This is a genomic window from Streptomyces fagopyri (genome assembly GCF_009498275.1).
GTDB classification, from domain to species: Bacteria; Actinomycetota; Actinomycetes; order Streptomycetales; family Streptomycetaceae; genus Streptomyces; species Streptomyces fagopyri.
The window spans coordinates 188,795-206,620 of sequence record NZ_CP045643.1 but is presented as its reverse complement, the minus strand read 5'-3'; the positions used below and the strand labels follow the sequence as shown (position 1 = coordinate 206,620).

General features: G+C 68.9%; 18 protein-coding genes and 2 pseudogenes. 13 read left to right on the top strand and 7 right to left on the bottom strand.

Annotated elements, in window-relative coordinates; genetic code table 11:
* Nucleotides 1-32 precede the first annotated feature (32 nt).
* The 6 genes from GFH48_RS00935 (at nt 33) to GFH48_RS00910 (ending at nt 4,331) form a co-directional block, all read left to right on the top strand.
* Nucleotides 33-575, top strand: a complete 543-nt coding sequence (locus GFH48_RS00935; RefSeq protein ID WP_153286398.1) for an ArsR/SmtB family transcription factor — start codon at nt 33-35, stop codon at nt 573-575.
* Nucleotides 576-691: 116 nt separating this feature from the next.
* On the top strand, nt 692-1,309 hold the full coding sequence (locus GFH48_RS40000; protein WP_153286397.1) for a nitroreductase/quinone reductase family protein: 618 nt from the start codon (nt 692-694) through the stop codon (nt 1,307-1,309).
* 135 nt (nt 1,310-1,444) lie between these two features.
* Entirely contained in the window at nt 1,445-2,053 is a 609-nt protein-coding gene (locus GFH48_RS00925) for a flavodoxin family protein (RefSeq protein ID WP_153286396.1), read from the top strand.
* A gap of 96 nt (nt 2,054-2,149) precedes the next feature.
* Nucleotides 2,150-2,596, top strand: a complete 447-nt coding sequence (locus tag GFH48_RS00920; protein ID WP_153286395.1) for a nitroreductase family deazaflavin-dependent oxidoreductase — start codon at nt 2,150-2,152, stop codon at nt 2,594-2,596.
* A gap of 560 nt (nt 2,597-3,156) precedes the next feature.
* Nucleotides 3,157-3,807 (top strand): NADPH-dependent F420 reductase, encoded by a 651-nt coding sequence (gene npdG / locus GFH48_RS00915; protein WP_228121251.1) that lies wholly within the window; start codon nt 3,157-3,159, stop codon nt 3,805-3,807.
* 110 nt (nt 3,808-3,917) lie between these two features.
* The gene (locus GFH48_RS00910) at nt 3,918-4,331 is read left to right on the top strand and encodes an SRPBCC family protein (RefSeq protein WP_194280446.1); all 414 of its coding nucleotides are present in this window, start codon (nt 3,918-3,920) and stop codon (nt 4,329-4,331) included.
* Nucleotides 4,332-4,373: 42 nt separating this feature from the next.
* Here the strand turns inward: GFH48_RS00910 and GFH48_RS00905 are convergent, their stop codons facing one another.
* Nucleotides 4,374-4,805, bottom strand: coding sequence for a winged helix-turn-helix transcriptional regulator (locus GFH48_RS00905; protein ID WP_228120215.1), 432 nt, complete (start codon nt 4,803-4,805; stop codon nt 4,374-4,376).
* 127 nt (nt 4,806-4,932) lie between these two features.
* Here GFH48_RS00905 and GFH48_RS00900 point away from each other — a divergent pair, with 127 nt between their 5' ends.
* On the top strand, nt 4,933-5,331 hold the full coding sequence (locus tag GFH48_RS00900) for a ribosomal maturation YjgA family protein (RefSeq protein WP_153286392.1): 399 nt from the start codon (nt 4,933-4,935) through the stop codon (nt 5,329-5,331).
* A 284-nt stretch (nt 5,332-5,615) separates the two neighbouring features.
* On the opposite strand, the gene GFH48_RS00895 is transcribed toward GFH48_RS00900, so the two are convergent.
* The gene (locus GFH48_RS00895; RefSeq protein ID WP_153286391.1) at nt 5,616-6,458 is read right to left on the bottom strand and encodes a helix-turn-helix transcriptional regulator; all 843 of its coding nucleotides are present in this window, start codon (nt 6,456-6,458) and stop codon (nt 5,616-5,618) included.
* A 142-nt stretch (nt 6,459-6,600) separates the two neighbouring features.
* Between GFH48_RS00895 and GFH48_RS00890 the strand changes: the two genes are divergently transcribed.
* Together GFH48_RS00890 and GFH48_RS00885 are read left to right on the top strand one after the other, a co-directional pair.
* Nucleotides 6,601-7,449, top strand: a complete 849-nt coding sequence (locus tag GFH48_RS00890; protein ID WP_153286390.1) for an SDR family NAD(P)-dependent oxidoreductase — start codon at nt 6,601-6,603, stop codon at nt 7,447-7,449.
* A 120-nt stretch (nt 7,450-7,569) separates the two neighbouring features.
* Entirely contained in the window at nt 7,570-8,421 is an 852-nt protein-coding gene (locus GFH48_RS00885; protein WP_153286389.1) for an IS5 family transposase, read from the top strand.
* 62 nt (nt 8,422-8,483) lie between these two features.
* On the opposite strand, the pseudogene GFH48_RS38420 reads toward GFH48_RS00885, so the two are convergent.
* The 3 genes and pseudogenes from GFH48_RS38420 to GFH48_RS00875 form a co-directional block, all read right to left on the bottom strand.
* Nucleotides 8,484-8,725, bottom strand: a pseudogene (locus GFH48_RS38420) (HU family DNA-binding protein).
* 79 nt (nt 8,726-8,804) lie between these two features.
* Nucleotides 8,805-9,512, bottom strand: a complete 708-nt coding sequence (locus GFH48_RS00880) for a SecDF P1 head subdomain-containing protein (protein ID WP_153286388.1) — start codon at nt 9,510-9,512, stop codon at nt 8,805-8,807.
* Nucleotides 9,509-10,057 (bottom strand): SigE family RNA polymerase sigma factor, encoded by a 549-nt coding sequence (locus GFH48_RS00875; protein WP_153286387.1) that lies wholly within the window; start codon nt 10,055-10,057, stop codon nt 9,509-9,511. The genes GFH48_RS00880 and GFH48_RS00875 overlap by 4 nt, the downstream gene beginning before the upstream one ends.
* A 548-nt stretch (nt 10,058-10,605) precedes the next feature.
* On the opposite strand from GFH48_RS00875, the gene GFH48_RS00870 reads away from it, so the two are divergent.
* Together GFH48_RS00870 and GFH48_RS00865 are read left to right on the top strand one after the other, a co-directional pair.
* Complete coding sequence (locus GFH48_RS00870; RefSeq protein ID WP_153286386.1) at nt 10,606-12,099, top strand: IMP dehydrogenase; 1,494 nt, start codon at nt 10,606-10,608, stop codon at nt 12,097-12,099.
* 214 nt (nt 12,100-12,313) lie between these two features.
* The gene (locus tag GFH48_RS00865; protein ID WP_153286385.1) at nt 12,314-12,541 is read left to right on the top strand and encodes a hypothetical protein; all 228 of its coding nucleotides are present in this window, start codon (nt 12,314-12,316) and stop codon (nt 12,539-12,541) included.
* 181 nt (nt 12,542-12,722) lie between these two features.
* Here GFH48_RS00865 and GFH48_RS00860 read toward each other — a convergent pair whose 3' ends face one another.
* Both GFH48_RS00860 and GFH48_RS00855 read right to left on the bottom strand, forming a co-directional pair.
* A complete protein-coding gene (locus GFH48_RS00860) occupies nt 12,723-13,574 on the bottom strand; it encodes a hypothetical protein (protein ID WP_153286384.1) in 852 nt (283 codons plus the stop codon).
* A gap of 433 nt (nt 13,575-14,007) precedes the next feature.
* Nucleotides 14,008-15,375: an MFS transporter gene (locus GFH48_RS00855; protein ID WP_265590164.1), complete on the bottom strand. Its 1,368-nt coding sequence runs from the start codon at nt 15,373-15,375 to the stop codon at nt 14,008-14,010.
* A gap of 99 nt (nt 15,376-15,474) precedes the next feature.
* Between GFH48_RS00855 and GFH48_RS38850 the strand changes: the two are divergent.
* Nucleotides 15,475-15,692 (top strand): annotated as a pseudogene (locus tag GFH48_RS38850) (pyridoxamine 5'-phosphate oxidase family protein); the annotation flags it as partial.
* An 830-nt stretch (nt 15,693-16,522) separates the two neighbouring features.
* On the top strand, nt 16,523-17,536 hold the full coding sequence (locus GFH48_RS00850; protein WP_265590163.1) for an eCIS core domain-containing protein: 1,014 nt from the start codon (nt 16,523-16,525) through the stop codon (nt 17,534-17,536).
* Nucleotides 17,537-17,826: the final 290 nt, after the last annotated feature.

Here is a 17,826-nt window from a genome sequence, read left to right as displayed (position 1 = left end):
CGAAAGCGTCAAAGAGTTTAGACACTTTTGGTATGCGTGATCACCTTCCCTCTTTGCCTCTCAATGAGGATGTTCTGGAGATCGTCGCGCCCGCGCAGTTCGCGGCACTCGCCAACCCGTTGCGTCAGCGGTTGCTCCTCGCTCTGGGCCGTCAGCCTGCCACCATCAGGCAGCTTGCGGCGCGACTCGACGCGAAGAAGGGCAACGTGGCCCACCACCTCAAAGTGCTCCGCGAAGCCGGGCTGGTACACGTCGCCGAGACCCGTCAGGTCCGCGGCGGTACCGAGCAGTACTACCAGCGCGTGGGCCGCCACATCGTCGTCGCCGAACCTCAAGTGGCAGGCAGCGCCGTGATGCTGGCCGCGGTCGCCCAGGAACTGGGCCTCTCACCCGCCGACACCCACCTGACACTGCGCCATCTGCGTCTCAGCCCCACGAAGGCAAGAGAACTCGGCGAAGCCCTCGCAAAACTGGTCGACGAGGCCGAGGAGGATGCAGAGGACCAGCCCCTGCACGCTGTGTTGGTAGCGCTCTGTCAGCAGGCTCTGCCGACCAGCGCCACCAGTTCCGCCTAGCGGCGCCAACCTCACGAGACAGCACGCCTGGCTCACTTGAGACCAGCCGCACCCATGGGCACCATTGGCATCCAACCAGTCGCCCGGGATCAGGCCGCCGCAGGCGACTGTCTTCGATGTCGAAGGACAACTGCCGAGTCCGGGCATATGTGGGATCTCGGATTCCGAGGCCCAATCTCACGCCCGATCGGCCACTCGATGGCCCCTCGGCCACGACTCCAGCGCCCCACGCCCCCGTGCGCTACCGTCCGCTGACGTCGCAGACGTACGAGCCACTTGCCCGCACTTCTTATGCTGGGCGGCCGATGCGAGGCGACCAGGGCCGCCCCGTGATCGTCCTGCCGGCAGTCGGTGCCAGGTCCAGCGAGCTGCCAAAGAGGCCCCTCATGGAAATCGATCGCGACGGTGTGTGCGCGGTCGTCGCCTCCAACGGGGGCGAGAGTGTGCCCACTTGGCACGGGAACGTGGCCGCTCACCCGCATGCCGAACTACGAGACGGCGGTGTGAAGCGGGACGTTCCCGTCCGTGAGTTCGACGGCGAGGAAGGGGCCGGCCGGTGGGAGTGCTCGGGCGCCGCGTACCCCAATCTTTTCCCTGACCGACGGGTGCGTCCGCCCGGCCAGAGCATTTCGCCGCCTCGGCACCCTCACTTCCTACGAGCCGACGAGCGCGGTGAACCTGCCGACCGAGGCGTCCCGCCCGGGGCGCCATCACCGGTTCCACCGGACCCGTAAACGCCACCGCTTCCGCTCCGGCGTGCTCTCGCCCCACTAGGCCGCACCCCAGTGGAAACACAGCCTCTTTTCCACGTATGGACACCTAAAAAGATGTGGTCTACTTTGGTAACCACACCTACTAAGGAGTCTTGAATGTCTCAGGCTGCATCCCCGGAAACACGCGTCGTCGTCGCCTACCACTCCGGATACGGTCACACCGCGGTTCTCGCCGAAGCGGTCGGCCGCGGAGCGGGAAAGGCCGCCGCACAGGTGGACCTCGTCGCGGTGGACACCATCACCGAGGATCAGTGGAGTCTGCTCGACACCGCGGACGCCGTGATCTTCGGGACCCCCACCTACATGGGCGGCGCGTCCGCCGGCTTCCATGCCTTCGCGGAAGCCAGCAGCGGCCGGTACCTCCGCGGAACATGGGCGGACAAGATCGCGGCCGGTTTCACCAACTCCGCCTCCAAAAGCGGCGACAAGCTCAACACGCTGAACTTCCTGGCCGCCTTCGCCGCGCAGCACCACATGATCTGGGTGGGGCTGGGCCTGGCTCCGGGCTGGAACGCCCTCCAGGCCGGCGAGAGTGACCTCAACCGTCTCGGCTTCTGGGTCGGCGCTGGAGCTCAGACCCCTCAGGACGGCGGCGTGGAGACGGTGCACGAAGCCGACATCGCCACCGCCGAACACCTCGGAGCACGCGTCGCCGCACAGGCCGCGGCGCTCGCTGCGGGCCACGCCGCACTGGCCACCGCCTGACCTGTACCGGCGCCCGACCGGTACCAAGAATTTAGCCGCCTCCGGGTCGTGAAGATCCTCACGGCCCGCGGTGAAGAACGACTAGGAGCACGATCAATGCCTCTGAACGGTGAGTACGAGCCGAGCGCCACCGAATGGGTGCGCGAACAGGTCGCGCAATACGAAGCCACCGACGGCGCGGAGGGCGGGACCTTCCTGGACCTGCCGGTCATCATCCTGACCACCAAGGGCGTGAAGTCCGGCAAGATCCGCAAGATGCCCCTCATGCGGGTGGAGCACGACGGCTCGTACGCGGTGGCCGCCTCCAACGGAGGCGCCGACACCCATCCGTCCTGGTACCGCAACGTCGTCTCGCACCCTCTCGTGGAGGTGCAGGACCATGCGGTCAAACGCGACATGATCGCGCGGGAGCTGCGGGGCGAGGAGAAGGCCGCCTGGTGGAAGCGTGCGGACGCCGCGTACCCGCCGTTCGTCGACTACCGGGCCGGGACCGAGCGTGACATCCCGCTCTTCGTCCTGGAACCCGTCGCGGACGAGGCCTGACCTCGGCCCGCTTCCCGAGTCGAGTGCGGCGGCCGACGCCGCCCGACCGGGACCCACGGTGAACCGGACCGGCGTCACGGCCGGCTCGGCGGGCACGGGACGACATGCGGGCGGACGGTGCCTCCGTGCCCCAGTGGCACCGCGCACATCGACGTACCCCCACGCATTCCCCGATCGGCTTGTTCGGACCGGCCGTGCGCCCTCCCCTCTCTTGCGAGTCGCTCGCAGATGACATCTGACCCCACAGGAAGTCCCGGAGCACCATGACCAGTTCGCCCGAAGCAGAGGCATCCGGCCGCTCGGCCGCCAACAGCGTGCGGCGCGCCCTGAAGAGGGCCGTCAACGAGACCTCCCGCGATGTCGGCGGAGCCACGGTGCTGTTGTCGGCCCGCGGCACCGACCTCGCCGACCTGAGGCAGCACCGCTGGACGGGTCAGGGACACAGTCCGGGAGGCCGCCCGCCGGCCGGGCGTGATGACGTACTCCCGCAAGGTCTTCATGCCACTGACGTCCCCCCGACGACAGCGCCGTCCGAGCAGCCGCTCCCCGGGACGCCCCCCTTGGATGTGTCCGGGCAGGTGGTCGCCGTCCTGGGCGGCACCGGACCGCAGGGCCGCGGACTCGCCTACCGGCTGGCTCTCGCCGGCCAGCAGGTGACCATCGGCTCGCGCACCACGGAACGTGCCGAGGCCGCGGCCGCCGAACTCGGCCTCGGAATCACCGGCTTCGACAACGCCCGGGCGGCCCGGGGGGCCGACATCGCGATCGTCACCGTGCCCTGGGAGGGGCACGCGGCCACCCTGGCGGCACTACGTGGGGAACTGGCGGGCAAACTCGTCATCGACTCGGTCAACCCGCTCGGCTTCGACGCCAAAGGCGCGTACGGCATCCGCCCGCAGGAGGGCAGCGCGGCCGAACAGGCCGCCGCGCTCCTGCCGGACTCACGAGTGACGGCCGCCTTCCACCACCTGTCGGCGGTGCTGCTCACCGATCCGGCGATCGAGACCATCGACACCGATGTCCTCGTCCTCGGGGACACCCGTTCCGACACCGACATCGTGCGGGCACTGACTGCCCGCATCCCCGGGCTGCGCGGCGTGTACGCCGGCCGGCTGCGCAACGCCCACCAGGTCGAGGCCCTGGTCGCCAACCTCATCTCGGTGAACCGCCGTTACAAGGCCCACGCGGGCCTCCGGATCACCGACATATGAGGAGACCCGGCCGCGGCAGCGGTGCATCACCGCGCCACCCGGACCGCACGACTCCACCGCTCGGCCCGGCCCCGTCCGGCTCACCCCACCATCGACCCGAGAACGAGCTCATGACGACCTTCAGCAAGAAGCAGCAGTACACAGCCTCCGCATCCACGGTGTGGGGTCTCATCGGAGACTTCTACTCCGTGGAGTCCTGGATGCCCGGCATCGCCGGGACCGTCGCGGACACCGGCCGCCGGACCCGCACCCTGACCCTGCACGACGGCGGACGGCTGGTCGAGCGGCTGCTCGACGAGGGGAAGCGGTTCCACCACTACCGCTTCGACGACCCCGGACCGCTCCCGGTCCGTGACTTCACGGCCCGGATCACGGTCGTCGAGGAGGGGCCGGACCGGTCGGCGATCGAGTGGACCGGGTCATTCGAGCCTGTCCCCGGCGTCCTCGGGGACGAGGCGGCAGCCGGTGTGGGCGGCTTCTACCAGGTGTGCCTGGACCGCATCACCGCTCTGCTCGGCACCTGACCGCACGCCGGAAGGTGCCGGAAACGGTCCCGGCCACCGCGCTCAGGAGTCGGCTCGGACCACCTGGTCGGCGCTGTGGCGCTCGTCGTAGGTGACGCGCGCGGCGTGGACCTGGGCCGCCCGCTTCTCGGTCCAGGCGCAGAGAGCCTTGGTCTCCTCGGCGATCTCGCCGCCGAGGTCGGTCAGCCCGTACATCACCAGGGGCGGGCTCGCCTGGGGGTCCACACTGCGCAGCACCAGTCCGTCGCGTTCCAGCGTGCGCAGGGTCTGGGACAGCATCTTCCGGCTGATCCCGCCGAGGGTGCGCTGCAGCCCGGAGTACCGCTGGGCCCCGAGCTCGCGCAGGCTCGCCAGCATCAGCAGCGCCCACTTGTCCGCCAGGTTCACGAACACGTCGCGACTCGGGCAGGCCGCATCGAGGATGTCCATCGGCCGATTCGGGTCGATGGCCACTGGCTCATCCTTTTCTGTCATGACCTCATTCTATACCAGGAAACCAAAGGCTACCTTAAACTCTTTTCGAGCCTCGGTATACGTGAGAGACTCGTGCGCCCGTATCCGGAACCCCCGGGGTTCGGCGCAGCGCGTAGAGTGCCGGTGAATGAACAGACGGTGGTGGGCTTTCGGTGCGGCGGGGGTGACCGTCGCGGCGGGTCTCGGCGTCCGGTCGTGGACCGGCGGCGACTTCGCGAAGTACACGGGGGACGCTCTCTATACGGTGCTGGCGTGTGCCGTTGTGGTCACGATGGCGCCGCGACTGCGGCCCGCTGTCGCCGCCGGTGTCGCGTTGGGATTCAGCTGGGCTGTGGAGCTGTCGCAGATCGCGGGGATCCCCACTGTTCTGCAACCGCTCTTCGGGGCGACCTTCAACGCGCCCGACCTGTTCTGGTACGTCGTGGGAGCCGTCCTGGGGTGGCTTCTCGCCCGGGGAGGGTGGCGCCGCGGTGTCGAGCAGCCGGCTGACCCCGGCCGTCGGCAGCGAGTTCGGATCAGTGACTGATCCTGCCCTGTTCGAGGCACTGGCTGCGCTGCACGACCACCATCGGGAGCGTGCTGTGCGGTGGCCGGTGCTGAAGCGGGTCAATCTGTCGGATCCACGGCGATCCTGACACGCATCAGGCGACCGTGGCCCGACGGATGATTTCGCCGGGTCCACCGTTTTCCGGTGCGCTGTCCGTCAGTTGGGGTCCTCCCACTGACGGAGCGGCCTCTGAGTGGTTGATGCGGGCTTTCAGACGGTGAAGTCGGCCGAGTTGTCGGCACCGCGCTTCGACTCCGCCTGTTTCACAAGGGACTTGGTTCTTGGAGTGCACCGATGACACCCAAGAGGGCGAGACGTTCGGCAGCGGGCGTGCCCGGGGCGGGAGCGAAGAGAGCGAGGACCTGGGTGCGGTCCTCGTCCACAAGTGCCTGGCAGTCCAGTTCGAGAAGGCCCACGTCGGGATGCCGAACACGTTTGCGGCGCCCGCGCAGCACACCGACATCCTGCAGGGGCCACAGCGCGGCGAATTCGGCACTGTCGCGCAGGAGACGGCGTACCAGCAGGCGGGCAGGCGCGTCATCGCGACGGACGACCGCGGCACGCAGGTCGGCGACCAGTACGCGCGATTCTCGGTCATGGTCCTGGAGGGGGTAGCCGGCCCTGGCCTCCGGATCAGTGAACCACCGGTGGATGACGCTGGCGGTCGGCCCGCCAAGACGGGTGAGATCGCCGAAGACCGCACGCGCGAGGTGGTTCTGGACGAGGGTGACGCCAAGGTCGGTCATGACCTGGGCGGGTACGTCGATCAGCCGGTCCAGGATGCTGAGCAGGACGGGCGAGACATGGTCGTCGGCACGGCGACGATCCGGTACCTCGTGCCCCGCGAGGCGGAAGAGGTGGTCGCGTTCGTCCAGCGTCAGGCGCAGCGCGCGGGTGAGCGCGCGCAGCACGGCCGGTGACGGCTGGGGTGCGCGGACCTGCTCCAGGCGGGTGTAGTAGTCGGTGGACATGTCGGCCAGCCGCGCGACCTCCTCACGCCGCAGACCAGGCGTGCGGCGCCTGCTCGTACCGGGCAGTCCGACGTCCTGCGGGCCCAGTGCCTCCCGTCGCACCCGGAGAAAATCGGCGAGCTGCTGCGTGTCCATGGTCCGAGTGTGCGCCCCCGCCACAGCCGCAGCCAGAGACTCCCGGTCCCTGGGTAAGCCGACTCTGGTTGCGTCGGCGCTGCGGAAGCACCCTGGTCAGGCATCGGGAACCACCCGATCAACGAGCCTTCGGAGATCTTCCATGAGCGCTTCTCAAAACCCCCGGACCTGGTTCCTCACGGGTGCTTCCCGTGGCCTGGGCGCGTATTGGGCCGAGGCGATCCTCGCCCGTGGCGACCGGCTCGCGGCCACCGCCCGCAACGCGCAGGCGCTGCGCCCCCTGGCCGACCGGTATGGCGACCAGGTCCTCGCGCTGGAGCTCGATGTCACGGACACGGTCGCCGTCACCGACGCCGTGAGCACCGCCGAGATCCGGTTCGGGGGCATCGACGTGCTCGTCAACAACGCCGGACACATGCTGGTCGGAGCCGTCGAGGAGGTTACCGACGACCAGGTCAGGGCCCAGATCGACGTCAACTACTTCGGCGCACTGTGGACCACCCGCGCCGTACTGCCCGGTATGCGCGAGCGCCGCGCCGGGCACATCATGCAGGTCTCCTCGATCGGTGGTCTGGTGGCCTACCCGTCGCTGGGCATCTACCAGTCCTCGAAATGGGCACTGGAGGCGATGAGCCAGTCACTCGCGGCCGAGGTCGCGGCATACGGGATCCATGTCACGCTCATCGAACCGATCATGTTCCCCACGGACCTGGCGTCCGCCTCTCCCCAGGCTCGGCAGGACCCCGCCTACCGACACGCGCGCGAGGCGCTCTACGCCGGTGCGCAGGCCGGCGGTTTCGTACCCGGAGATCCCGCCGCGACCGCCGACGCCGTCCTGGCTCTTGCCGACGCGCCCACCCCGCCGCTGCGCGTGGTGTTCGGTACGGGCGGCGTGGACGCTCTGCGCACCGAATTCGCCGGTCGGCTCGCCGCCCTAGAGGAGTGGGACCACCTCTCCCGCCTCGCCCAGGGCGATCCGGACGGCGAGTGAGCTTTGTGGCCGGTGTTCCGCCGTCCTGAGGACGAAATTCCTTAGAGAGCATCTGATCTAGGTAGCTGATGCTCTGGGGTGATTTTGTGACTGACGTCGTTGGTGGTCGTTGGATGAGGTGTGAGTGTTCGTCGCCCGTACCGCAGTGACGTGTCCGACGCCCGCTGGGCCTTGATCGAACCGGTCTTCACCGCTTGGCGGGCGAGACGGACGGGGCCTGGCACAGCGGCTCGGGTGCACGACTTGCGAGAGATCGTCAACGCAATCCTTTACGTCAACCGCACCGGCATCCCGTGGGAGTATCTGCCGCACGATTTCCCGCCCTACAAGACCGTGTACGACTACTACGCGAAGTGGGAAACCGACGGCACCACCCAGCAGGTCCACGACCTGTTACGTGACAAGACCCGCCGATTTCACGGACGCCGCGCGGAGCCCACCGCGGCCGTGGTTGACGCGCAGAGCGTGAAGACCTCTGCAAACGTCGCCGAGACCAGCCAGGGCATCGACGCCGGCAAGAAGATCAAAGGCCGCAAGCGACACCTGATCACGGACACGCTCGGTCTGGTCCTGGCCGTTGTGGTCACCGCCGCCAACGTGCACGACACCACCGGCGGCAAGGTCCTGCTCGATGACCTGGCCGCGGCACATCCCAGCGTCACCAAGGTCTGGGCCGACGGCGGTTATCAGAACAGCATCTTCAACCACGGCGCCGGACTCGGCATCGATGTCGAGGTCGTTCAGCGGCCGCGGGCGAAGGGGTTCGAGCCGCTGCCGAAGCGGTGGGTGATCGAGCGGACCTTCGGCTGGCTCATGCAGCACCGTCGCCTGGCGCGAGACTACGAAGCCCTCCCGCAGAGGTCGAAGGCGATGATCCACTGGGCGATGGCTAACAAAATGTCCCGCGAACTGACCGGAGAATCCGCACCAACCTGGCGAATCGAAACGGGCATCCCACTCACATCAGCGTGAATACTGATCAGATGCTCTCTTAGAGCCGGGACAACTGTTGTGCGGACGATGCGAGTTGGCGGTCAATTACCCTTGGCGGCTTCCTTGGGCTCGGAGCAGGGAGACCTTGATGCCGTACCCGGCCGGGATCTCAGGCGGTTCGCCGGTCTGCGGGTTGCGCGCGGTGCGCGATCTCGTTGCTGAGGAAGCCCGGGGTCGTCTCCTTCTCGTCGCACCCATCAACGACAACGCGGCGCCGCGACGGTGCGGAACACGCGGCGCCGGTCGACGCCGCGGCGGGAGTTCCGGTCGACGACGTGGACACGGCGGGCGCGTGGGGGAGTTGGGCGAGGCGCGAGGCATTGACGTGCCTCGACTGTCGGCGCGGTTCGCGACGTAGGGAATCACCCGCGGGGATCCAGCCTAAGGGCGAGATCATGGGCGGCGGCACTGGTGAGGTCGCCGTCGAAGGCCCCGACGATCTCAAGGCGGCCCCCGGTGATCGAGGCGGCCACGTAGGGCATGCCCCGGAGCCTGCCGTCGACGACGAGAGCGAGTCCGTTGCGTGGAGAGGGGGCCTTGGCGACGGACCCGGTGAGGGTGGCGAAACGAGTCCGGTCGGCAGCGCCGAGGTTCACCTCCACCTGCCAAGCGCCCTCGACGCTGCCTTTCTCGGCCTTCGCGGAGGCGACCCGGACGTCGGTCATGCCGCCGGCCCGGTCGGCGCGGATGCAGAGCGAGGAGTGGGTCGCGCTCGCGTGCACGGTGTAGCCGCCGCTGCCAGGGGCGCAGGCACGTTCCGTGGAGGAGGTGACCGGCAGGATCGACAGCAGGGCCACCTTCCCGGTGCCCCCCTCGGCGGGCTGAACCACGTGCGCGGGCCTGGCCGCGCCGTCGGCGACGGCCACCCAGGCGGTGGCGGCCACGGCGGCGACCGCGATGGCGGCCCCGGCGCGGGCCAGCCGCTGCCGCCGTCGTGCGGCCTTCAACGCGCCGTCGGCCAGGCCGACCAGATGGGAACCGGCGGCAGGTCCACCACTCTCCCGAACGTGGGTGTGCAAGGCATCGCGCAGGAACGTGTCGTCCAGCGGGTGTTCGGTCGAGTCGTTCATGCGCTGACGCCCTTTCCGGGGGTGGGGGAGGCGGTGGTCGACAGCCCCGCGTCGGCCAAGCCGGTACGCAGCGAGACGAGTGCCTTGTGGGTCTGGCTGCGGACCGTTCCCGGGGTGACGCCCAGGATCTCGGCGATCTCGCTGTCCGGCCGGTCCTCGAAGTAGCGCAGCACGATCACCGCGCGCTGGCGCTTGGGCAGCCGTCGCAGCGCGGCCATGATGTCCTGTCGCTGGACCACGGTGTCGGCCCAGTCCGCGGCCTGTGTGGACGGCTGGTCCGGCAGGGCGTCGGTGACCGTCTCCCGTCCCCAGCTGAGCAGGCGGAAGCGGTCCACCTGGGCGTGGTACAGCGCCCGGCGCACGTAGATCTCCGGCTGCTGCCGGTCCCGCAGGTGCGACCAACGCCGCGCGGTGGAGGCGAGCGCGGTCTGCAGCAGATCGCGGCCCTGTTCCCAGTCACCGGTCAGCAGGTATGCCGTGTGCAGCAGCGATCTCGACCGTGCCGCCACGAACTCGCGGAACTGGCGTTCTTCGTCGGCGTTCAACTGTGCCCTCCCTCGTTCCCCCGTAAAGACGGGTACGGAGGGGAGTTCGACTGCCTTGCCGGTCAGATTTCCTCGACTCCGTCGCGGCCGGGCTCCTTGCGGCGTCGCGACGGTCCGCGCTGTCTCGTCGTGCCGCTCGGCCAGGACACCGTTCTCGCACCCGGCGCGGTCCCGGCCGACGCGACCGGGACCGTCCGTACGCCTGTCGTGGTGACGATCACCGCATGCCGTCGTCGGCCGGCCAGGGGATGTTGTCGGCCGAGCAGATACCGCGGAAGTGGCGTACTCGTGGCCCTGGCCGATGAACCGAAGCGGCGACCCGGAGTTGCGGCTGTCGGTGTCGGCGCGATTGGTGCAGCGGCTGAGCGAATCGATAGGGTGCCAGGTCACGACCGCCCCCGGTTCGATCCACGGGCCGGTCAGGGCTCTGCCGCAGTTGAGGCATGACCACGACTGCTGTGCCGATCTCTGCCTGCCCGGGCCCTGGTACAGGGGGCGATCCTCACGGCGGGGCAGTCGGGCCCCGGCCGACGGGTCAGGAGGAACGAGTGGCACAGATCATCGCCGAGGTCTCGCGGACGTTCAACGAATTCCTGCTCTTGCCGAACCGGACGCGGACCGACTGCACCGCTGAGACGGTCGACCTGCGCACACCTTTGGTGCGGCATGTCGTGGGAGAGACGTCGGCGATCGAGCTGCGGTCCCCGCTCACGTCCGCGATCATGCAGGCCGTCAGCACCACTGATCTCGCGATCGCGCTCGCGCGCAACGGCGGTCTGAGTTTCCTGCACCACAACCAGCCGATCCGGGACCAGGCGGCCGCGATCCGGAAGGTGAAGAACTTCAAGGCCGGGTTCGTCACCAGCGACACCAACGTCTCTCCCGACGACAGCCTGAGCCTCCTGGTCGAGGTGATGCGCCGCACCGGTCACAGCACCGCCGCGGTCACCCATGACGGAACCGCCACCGGCCGGCTGCTCGGCCTGGTGACCTCCCGGGACTTCCACCCTCAGCGTCATGATCTGGACGGGCCGGTCAGTGGCCGGATGACCGCTGTCGCCGACCTGGCCCACGGCGGGCCGGACATCACGCTCTCTGAAGCCAATGCCCGGATGTGGGACGAACGGCTGGACTGCCTCCCGGTGCTGGATGGCGAGGGTCACCTGCACCATCTGGTGTTCCGTTCCGACTACGCGGACAACAAGCGGTTCCCGAACCAGGTCGTGGACGCTGCCAAGCGGCTGCGCGTGGGCGCGGGTATCAACACCCACGACTACGAAGAGCGCGTCCCGGCCCTGCTGGAGGCAGGCGTGGACGCGTTGTGCTTCGACTCGTCCGACGGCTACAGCGACTGGCAGGCGCGGGCTCTGTCCTGGGTGAAGAAGCACTATCCGGAGGTCCCGGTCGGCGGCGGCAACGTGGTCGACGGGGAGGCGTTCACTTTTCTCGCCGAGGCGGGAGCCGACTTCGTCAAGGTCGGGGTGGGCGGCGGCTCCATCTGCATCACCCGGGACCAGAAAGGCATCGGCCGAGGCCAGGCCAGCGCCGTGCTGGACGTCGCGGCCGCCCGAGACGCCTTCCGCGAGCGCACCGGCGAGTACGTGCCGGTCTGCTCCGACGGTGGACTGGTACACGACTACCACGTGGCCCTGGCGCTGGCGATGGGGGCCGACTTCGTGATGATGGGGCGTTACTTCGCACGCTTCGACCAGGCCGCCGGCGCGAAACTGCCCACCCGCGACGGCTTCGTGAAGGAGTACTGGGGGGAGGGCTCGAACCGGGCGCGTAACTGGCAGCGCTACGGCCAGGGAGGTCAGGGACTGGTATTCGAGGAAGGCGTGGACGGGTACGTCCCCTACGCGGGCGACCTGAACGAAGGGGTCGCCCTGACCCTCGCCAAGCTCAGGACCACAATGGTCTCCTGCGGCTCCACGACCCTGCCGGAGTTCCAGTCCACGGCCCGGCTGACCCTCGTTTCGGACCAGAGCTTCCAGGAGAGCCACGCCAACGTCACCGTGCGGGACACCCCGACGCCCGTCTGACCGCGCCGCGTTCCGCCGAAGTGCGTGACGACTCGGCTGACCTCCGCTGACCTGCTGTCCTTGTCGAGGCCATCCCGCCTCGGCCGGATCATCGGCTCGGGCGCGGGTGGTGGCGAAGCGGTGGGCACCTTACGGTTCCAAGAGGTCGAGCCGATGACGTGAGAGGCCATGTGGCCTTCTGGCTACTCGATTTCAGGCTGGAGTTGGGGATGCGATGGACGTAGCGCGGGTCATGGAGTCGTTGGCCGAGCAGGGTGTGACGGTGTTGTTCAAGGTCGACGCCGAGCGTATGCGCGAGGCGAAGCGACCCTGGACCTTCGTCGCGAGCGGCGCTCCGTTTCGGGATGATCTCCTGGTTCGCACCGACGCCGTCTCTCTGGAAGCGTGCCTGAAGGTCTGCCTTCCGCGACTGCGTGAGTTCGGCTTGGTGATTCTCGATTGAGGGTGCGGTTCAGGGCGGGCAAGCGGACGACGACCCACGGACCGCGACACACGGGCCATCGGCCCCGCCCGGCAGCATGGGGGGCCGCGAGATCGAACACGACCATCGTGCCGCCCACGCTCACAATGGCCCACCGTCCTCTGGCAGTTGCTCGCCGCGCTGGACATGAGCCGACGACACCTCACTGACAGCCCACCGTGCCCTTCGTCTCGGGCCACGCCTCCACCCCGTGCGGGGTACGGACGTAAGCCGTCGACTTGTCGACTGCCAGCCAGAGTACCCAGCCCTTGAAGCGGTAGCCCGTGTCCCGGGCATCGGCGGGCAGGTGCGCGTGCCCGTCGTACGCCGACGTCAGCAACGCGTCTCCGAGCACCCCGCGCGGATCGCGGGCGTACTGCTTTCCGCCCATGGCCCGGCCCGTTTGGAGGAAGTGGGCACTCTCCCAGTCGCAGTGCTCCGGCCCGGCCGAACTGCTCACCGTCGTGGTCGGCAGGCGCCGGCCGCTCCGGTCGGTCCAGATCTCGTACCTGGAGTCGGTGTAGCTTGCCGGGAGTTCCGCCGGGTCGCAGGAAGCGGCGGTGTCCGGGCCCCAGCCCGGACGGTGCGGCTGGTCCTCGGCGACGACCACGGCGACCTTGGTCCGGCCGTCGACGTCGTACGAGAACAGGACCCGGCCGTCTTCCTTGCGCTCGACACGGTATCCGCTGTCGGGCACCTCGGGCTGCTCGATGTCGAAGTACGCGCGCAGACCCTCCTCCGGCGTCGAGCCACCGTCCCCCTCGCTCCACCTCCCGCCGCCACTGCCCTCGTGGATCTCGCCGTCGCACTCCAGCGCCCGTCCGGCCGCGCCCGAAGCCTCCTCGGCCTCGTGTACTCCTTCGTCGGCGTTCTCCTTGAACGGCACGTCCAGCGGCCCGGCGTACGGCGTGGCCGGAGGTGTGCCCGTGATCACGACCCCGCCCCGGCTCCCGTCACCACACCCCACCGCCGTCAGCCCGACCAGCACCGCCAGCGCCACGATCCCCTTGCGCATCTCCGCCCCGTCCTCCGGTGTACGAGCACCGCACGCGGGTGCTCGCTCCTGTGACGCACGGGCCGCGGGGATCGTTCGAGGTTCGGTCAGCGCGACGCGCGCAACCCTCCCGCGGCGGGTTCTGCGTCGCACCGGCCCCTGCGCGATGTCGTCGCCGTCCATCAGTGACCCGGGTGTGACGTCAGGCAATGTCCAACTCGCCCGGAGCAGCCGCAAAGCCTCCCGTGGGGAGCCGGGAGGTGCGGCGGGCCCCGCCGGTCGCAGAAACCGGCAGGGCCCGACAAGGGCGCCTCACTCGGGGGATTGGCGCGACGCCCGCGTGCACACCATGCACCACAAACCGGCCACGGGGATAGATGTTGGCCGAAACTCGTTCGCTGTCAATTCCGAGCCGGTGGGCTTGCTGTCGTATCGGTGGCTGGTCCGCTGCGTTTCAGCCGGTGAGGTCGGGGGTCTCCCTCGGCGTGATGCAGCAGAGCGCGAGGGCGGCCGCTGCCAGGTAGGCGAGCGCGCCGATGGCCATACTGGTTCGCAGTCCCGCCGTGAAGTCACCGGTCGCGGCGAGCAGTGAGCCACCGAGTGCGACGCCCGCGGCGCTGCCCACTTGGCGAGTGGTGTTGAACAGGGCGGAAGCGGTGCCGGAGAAGCCTTCCGGTGCGGCTGTCATGACGGTGGTGGTCGAGCCGGTGAGGGCGAAGGACGTGCCGAATCCGGCTGCCATCATCGGTGCGACGAGCAGCGGGTAGGCCGGTTCGGCCCCGGCGGCGGCCCAGCCGGCCAGACCGGCCGCCGCCAGCAGCATGCCGGAGACGACGAGCGGGCGGTGTCCGGTACGTCGCGCGAGGCGCCCGGACAGGACGGAGGCGAACATCGTCATGGCGACTGCGGGGAAGAGGGCGAGCCCGGTGCGCAGGGCGCTCAGGCCGCGGTGCTGCTGGAAGTACAGGCTCGCGGTGAAGATCATGCCGTAGAAGCCGAAGTTGAACAGCAGGCCGATCACCGCCGCGCCGCTCAGCGCACGCGACCGCAGCAGACGCAGCGGCAGTACGGGAGTGCGGGCCAGGTGCTCGCGCAGGACGAAGAGAGCAGCGGCCAGCACGCACAGGCCGGCCCCGACGATGATCAGCGGGTCCGCCCAGCCGCGTCGTCCGGCCTCGTTCAGGACAGCGGTCAGCAGAGCCACCGTGGCGAAGATCGCACCTTGCGCCGGCCAGTCCAGGGAGCGGCCGCCGTGTCGAGGCGAGGGGGCCAGGTGGCGCAGTGTCAGCAGCAGACAGGCGCATCCGATGGGCAGGTTGATGAAGAACACCCATCGCCAGCCGACGGTGGTGACGAGCAGTCCGCCGAGGAGGGGGCCGGCGGACGCGGCGATGCCGGCCATCGCGCCCCAGAGTCCGAAGGCGTGGGAGCGCTCGGCGGGCGAGGGGTAGGCCTGCTGGAGGAGGGCGAGCGAGCCGGGCACGATCAGTGCCGCGCCGACTCCCTCCAGCAGCCGGGCGGCGACCAGGGTCCCGGTGTGGTGGGCCAGCCCGCAGCCGGCCGAAGCCACGGTGAACACCACGACCCCGGCACAGAAGATGCGACGGTTTCCCAGCCGGTCTCCGAGCGCGCCGCCGGTGAGCAGCAGGCCCGCGAAAGCCAGCGTGTAGCCGTCGGTGATCCACTGGATTTCCGTGAGCGAGGCCGACAACTCCCGACCCACGACGGGAACGGCGACGTTGATGATGGTCACGTCCAGGATGACCATGAAATAGCCCGCGCAGACCGCGAGCAGTTGCACCACGGACCGGGGCCTCGCCACCGCCACCACCTTCTCAGGAGAGAGTCACGACATCCCGTTCGAGGGAGGCACGGCACCCCGGTCCTGGTTGCGACAGGACGGTCTGCGACGCGGGAACTCTTGGGAATGCCCTACGAGAGCATCGACGGCAGGCTGCGGGAGTTCATCGGGAGCGAGCCGGTCTTCTTCACCGCCACGGCCCTGCTCGCTGCCGAGGGGTGCGTGAAACTGTCGCCCATGGGCCGGCCGGGCACTCTGGCGGCACCGGACGAGTCAACCCGGCCCGTCCGGACTTCGGCGGCAGCCACGCCGAGACCATCGCCCACCTGCGCGAGAACCCGGGCGTCTACCCTGCCAGGCAGGGAGCGAGTGGTCCCTTGGCGCACGGGGGAGTGGGCGCGGGAGAACGCAAGTGCGGGGGGCTGCGCGGGCGGTGGCGGCGGTACACGAGCCGCGAGGCGCTGGCCTCTGGTTTCGGCGAAGTGATGTTCGACCGCGCGTCGGCCGATCCTCTGTGGCTCCGCGAGCGCCTCGCGGAACTGGAGAGCGGTCGGCCGACGCGGGCAACGGGGTGGGACAGGGACGCGCTGCTTCGGGCAGATCTCCACGTGTGTTGCACCGTGACGAACAGGCGTCAGGAAGCCGTTGCCTTGGAGAACGAGGTGATGGCCCTTCATGGTGTGCGCGGGAGGTTCGGCATCGCGCGACGCGAACCGCTGTCTCAAGGTACCGCGTCTCGAAGGCTCTTCATGAGACTTGAGTCGAGCGTTCAAAGTGCACGACAAGAGCCCCGAAGGACATCTGACCCAGCGGGCGCCATTGTGTGCCCGAACGCGCACCAGGAGGTCCGACAGCCTGTCCGGACGGACCTTGCCGCAACCTCGGTGATGGCTTAGGAAGGGACGGAAGCTCCCTGCTCTCGGAGAGGACATGTGTGCATTCCCTAGGACACGGACACGCTCGTAGGAGCGAACACCCGTCACCCGCAGCGCGTGCCGACATACCGCGCACGGGCCTGACGAGCGCCTGGCTGACCCACCTGCAACGTGTCGCGGCCAAGGGGAGCGGTCCTGCCGAGCGTGAGGAGGAGAACGCGGACCACGCCCAGGTACAGCGTGTCGCGGTGGACAATGCCCTGCAGTCGGCGTCACGCCAGTTGGACCCCAGCTTGCAGACTGAGATGCAGGCACGTTTCAACGGCGCCGATTTCAGCCGTGTCAGGGTGCACGACGGACCTGCCGCGCGCGATGCGGCGGCCATCGTCGAGGCCAAGGCGTTCACCACCGGTCAGCACATCGTCGACGGCGGTGGGATGAGCCAGAAGGACTGGGCGCACGAGCTGGCACACACGCTGGACCAGGAGAAGGGGTCCGTACCGGGCGTGGACAATGGCGCCGGTCTGAGCATCTCGGAACCGGGGGACGCCGGCGAACGTCACGCTGTAGACACGGCTGAACGGGTCATGCAAGGGCCGACGCCCATCCAGAGGACCGTTTCAGGCGGGCGGACGAACGACGTCGAGCGGCACCGGCACAGCCATGGCTGTGGTCACAACGTGCAGCGCGTCGCGGCCGGCGCGGTGGCGGTGCAGCGCACCCGGCGGGCGACCCGCGAGGACATGGAGGCGTCCCGGTCCGCTGCGGCGCTCACGCGGACCGCTCAGCTGTTGCGGTCCCAGGGCAAGGACGCCATGGCCGCCAAGCTGGAGAACCAGCTGGACAAATCGCTTCCCCTTCCCATGGAGGGGACGGTCGCGTTCGCCAACGAGATGCTGGTCCAGCAGCGTCACGGCCGAAGGTACAAGCTCTCTCTGGACCTCTCGTCGATGCTGTACTACGCGGCGCCTCACGAGGGTCGCAAGCAGTACGGAACCCCTGAGCCGGCGAACGGGAAGTACAACTTCGTCATCCCCGTCCGGAAGCCGGGCAAGATCATGGCTTCGCAAGTCGGCACCGAGCACGAAGAGGGACATTCCGCGCTCGCCAAGGCCCAGAAAGCCGGGGACGGGCACGTGTACTGGGCGGGGACGGCCGTTTTCACCAACGGTGTCCTGGAAAAGTGGACGAACGACAGCGGGCACTACAGGCCCACGGGCGATGACGCAGGACAGGTCGCCGGCATCACGGGTGGATTCCCGGTCGACAAGTACAAGAACTTCGACGACCCGGGCGGGGCGGACTGAAGCCGGCACTGACGAAGTGGCTGGACGGCGACGGGCGATGAGCGCCGGCCAGCCCTTTGAGCTTTCTGCTCAAACCGCGCCTTCGTCACTGGCTTGACTGTCTTCTCGCTCCGCCGATGTCCTCGCCCCGCCCTCCGTGGGAGGGTTCAGAAAACGTACAACAGTGGCGTTTCCCGCCAGGCGCTGCAGAGTCGCCAGTCGGTCGAGGACGCTGCTTTCCGGTGCGGGCCGCGCCGACCCTCTGCCCGCGCCCGGGCGGCCTGGTGACTGCGCGTCGCCTGAGCCATCGC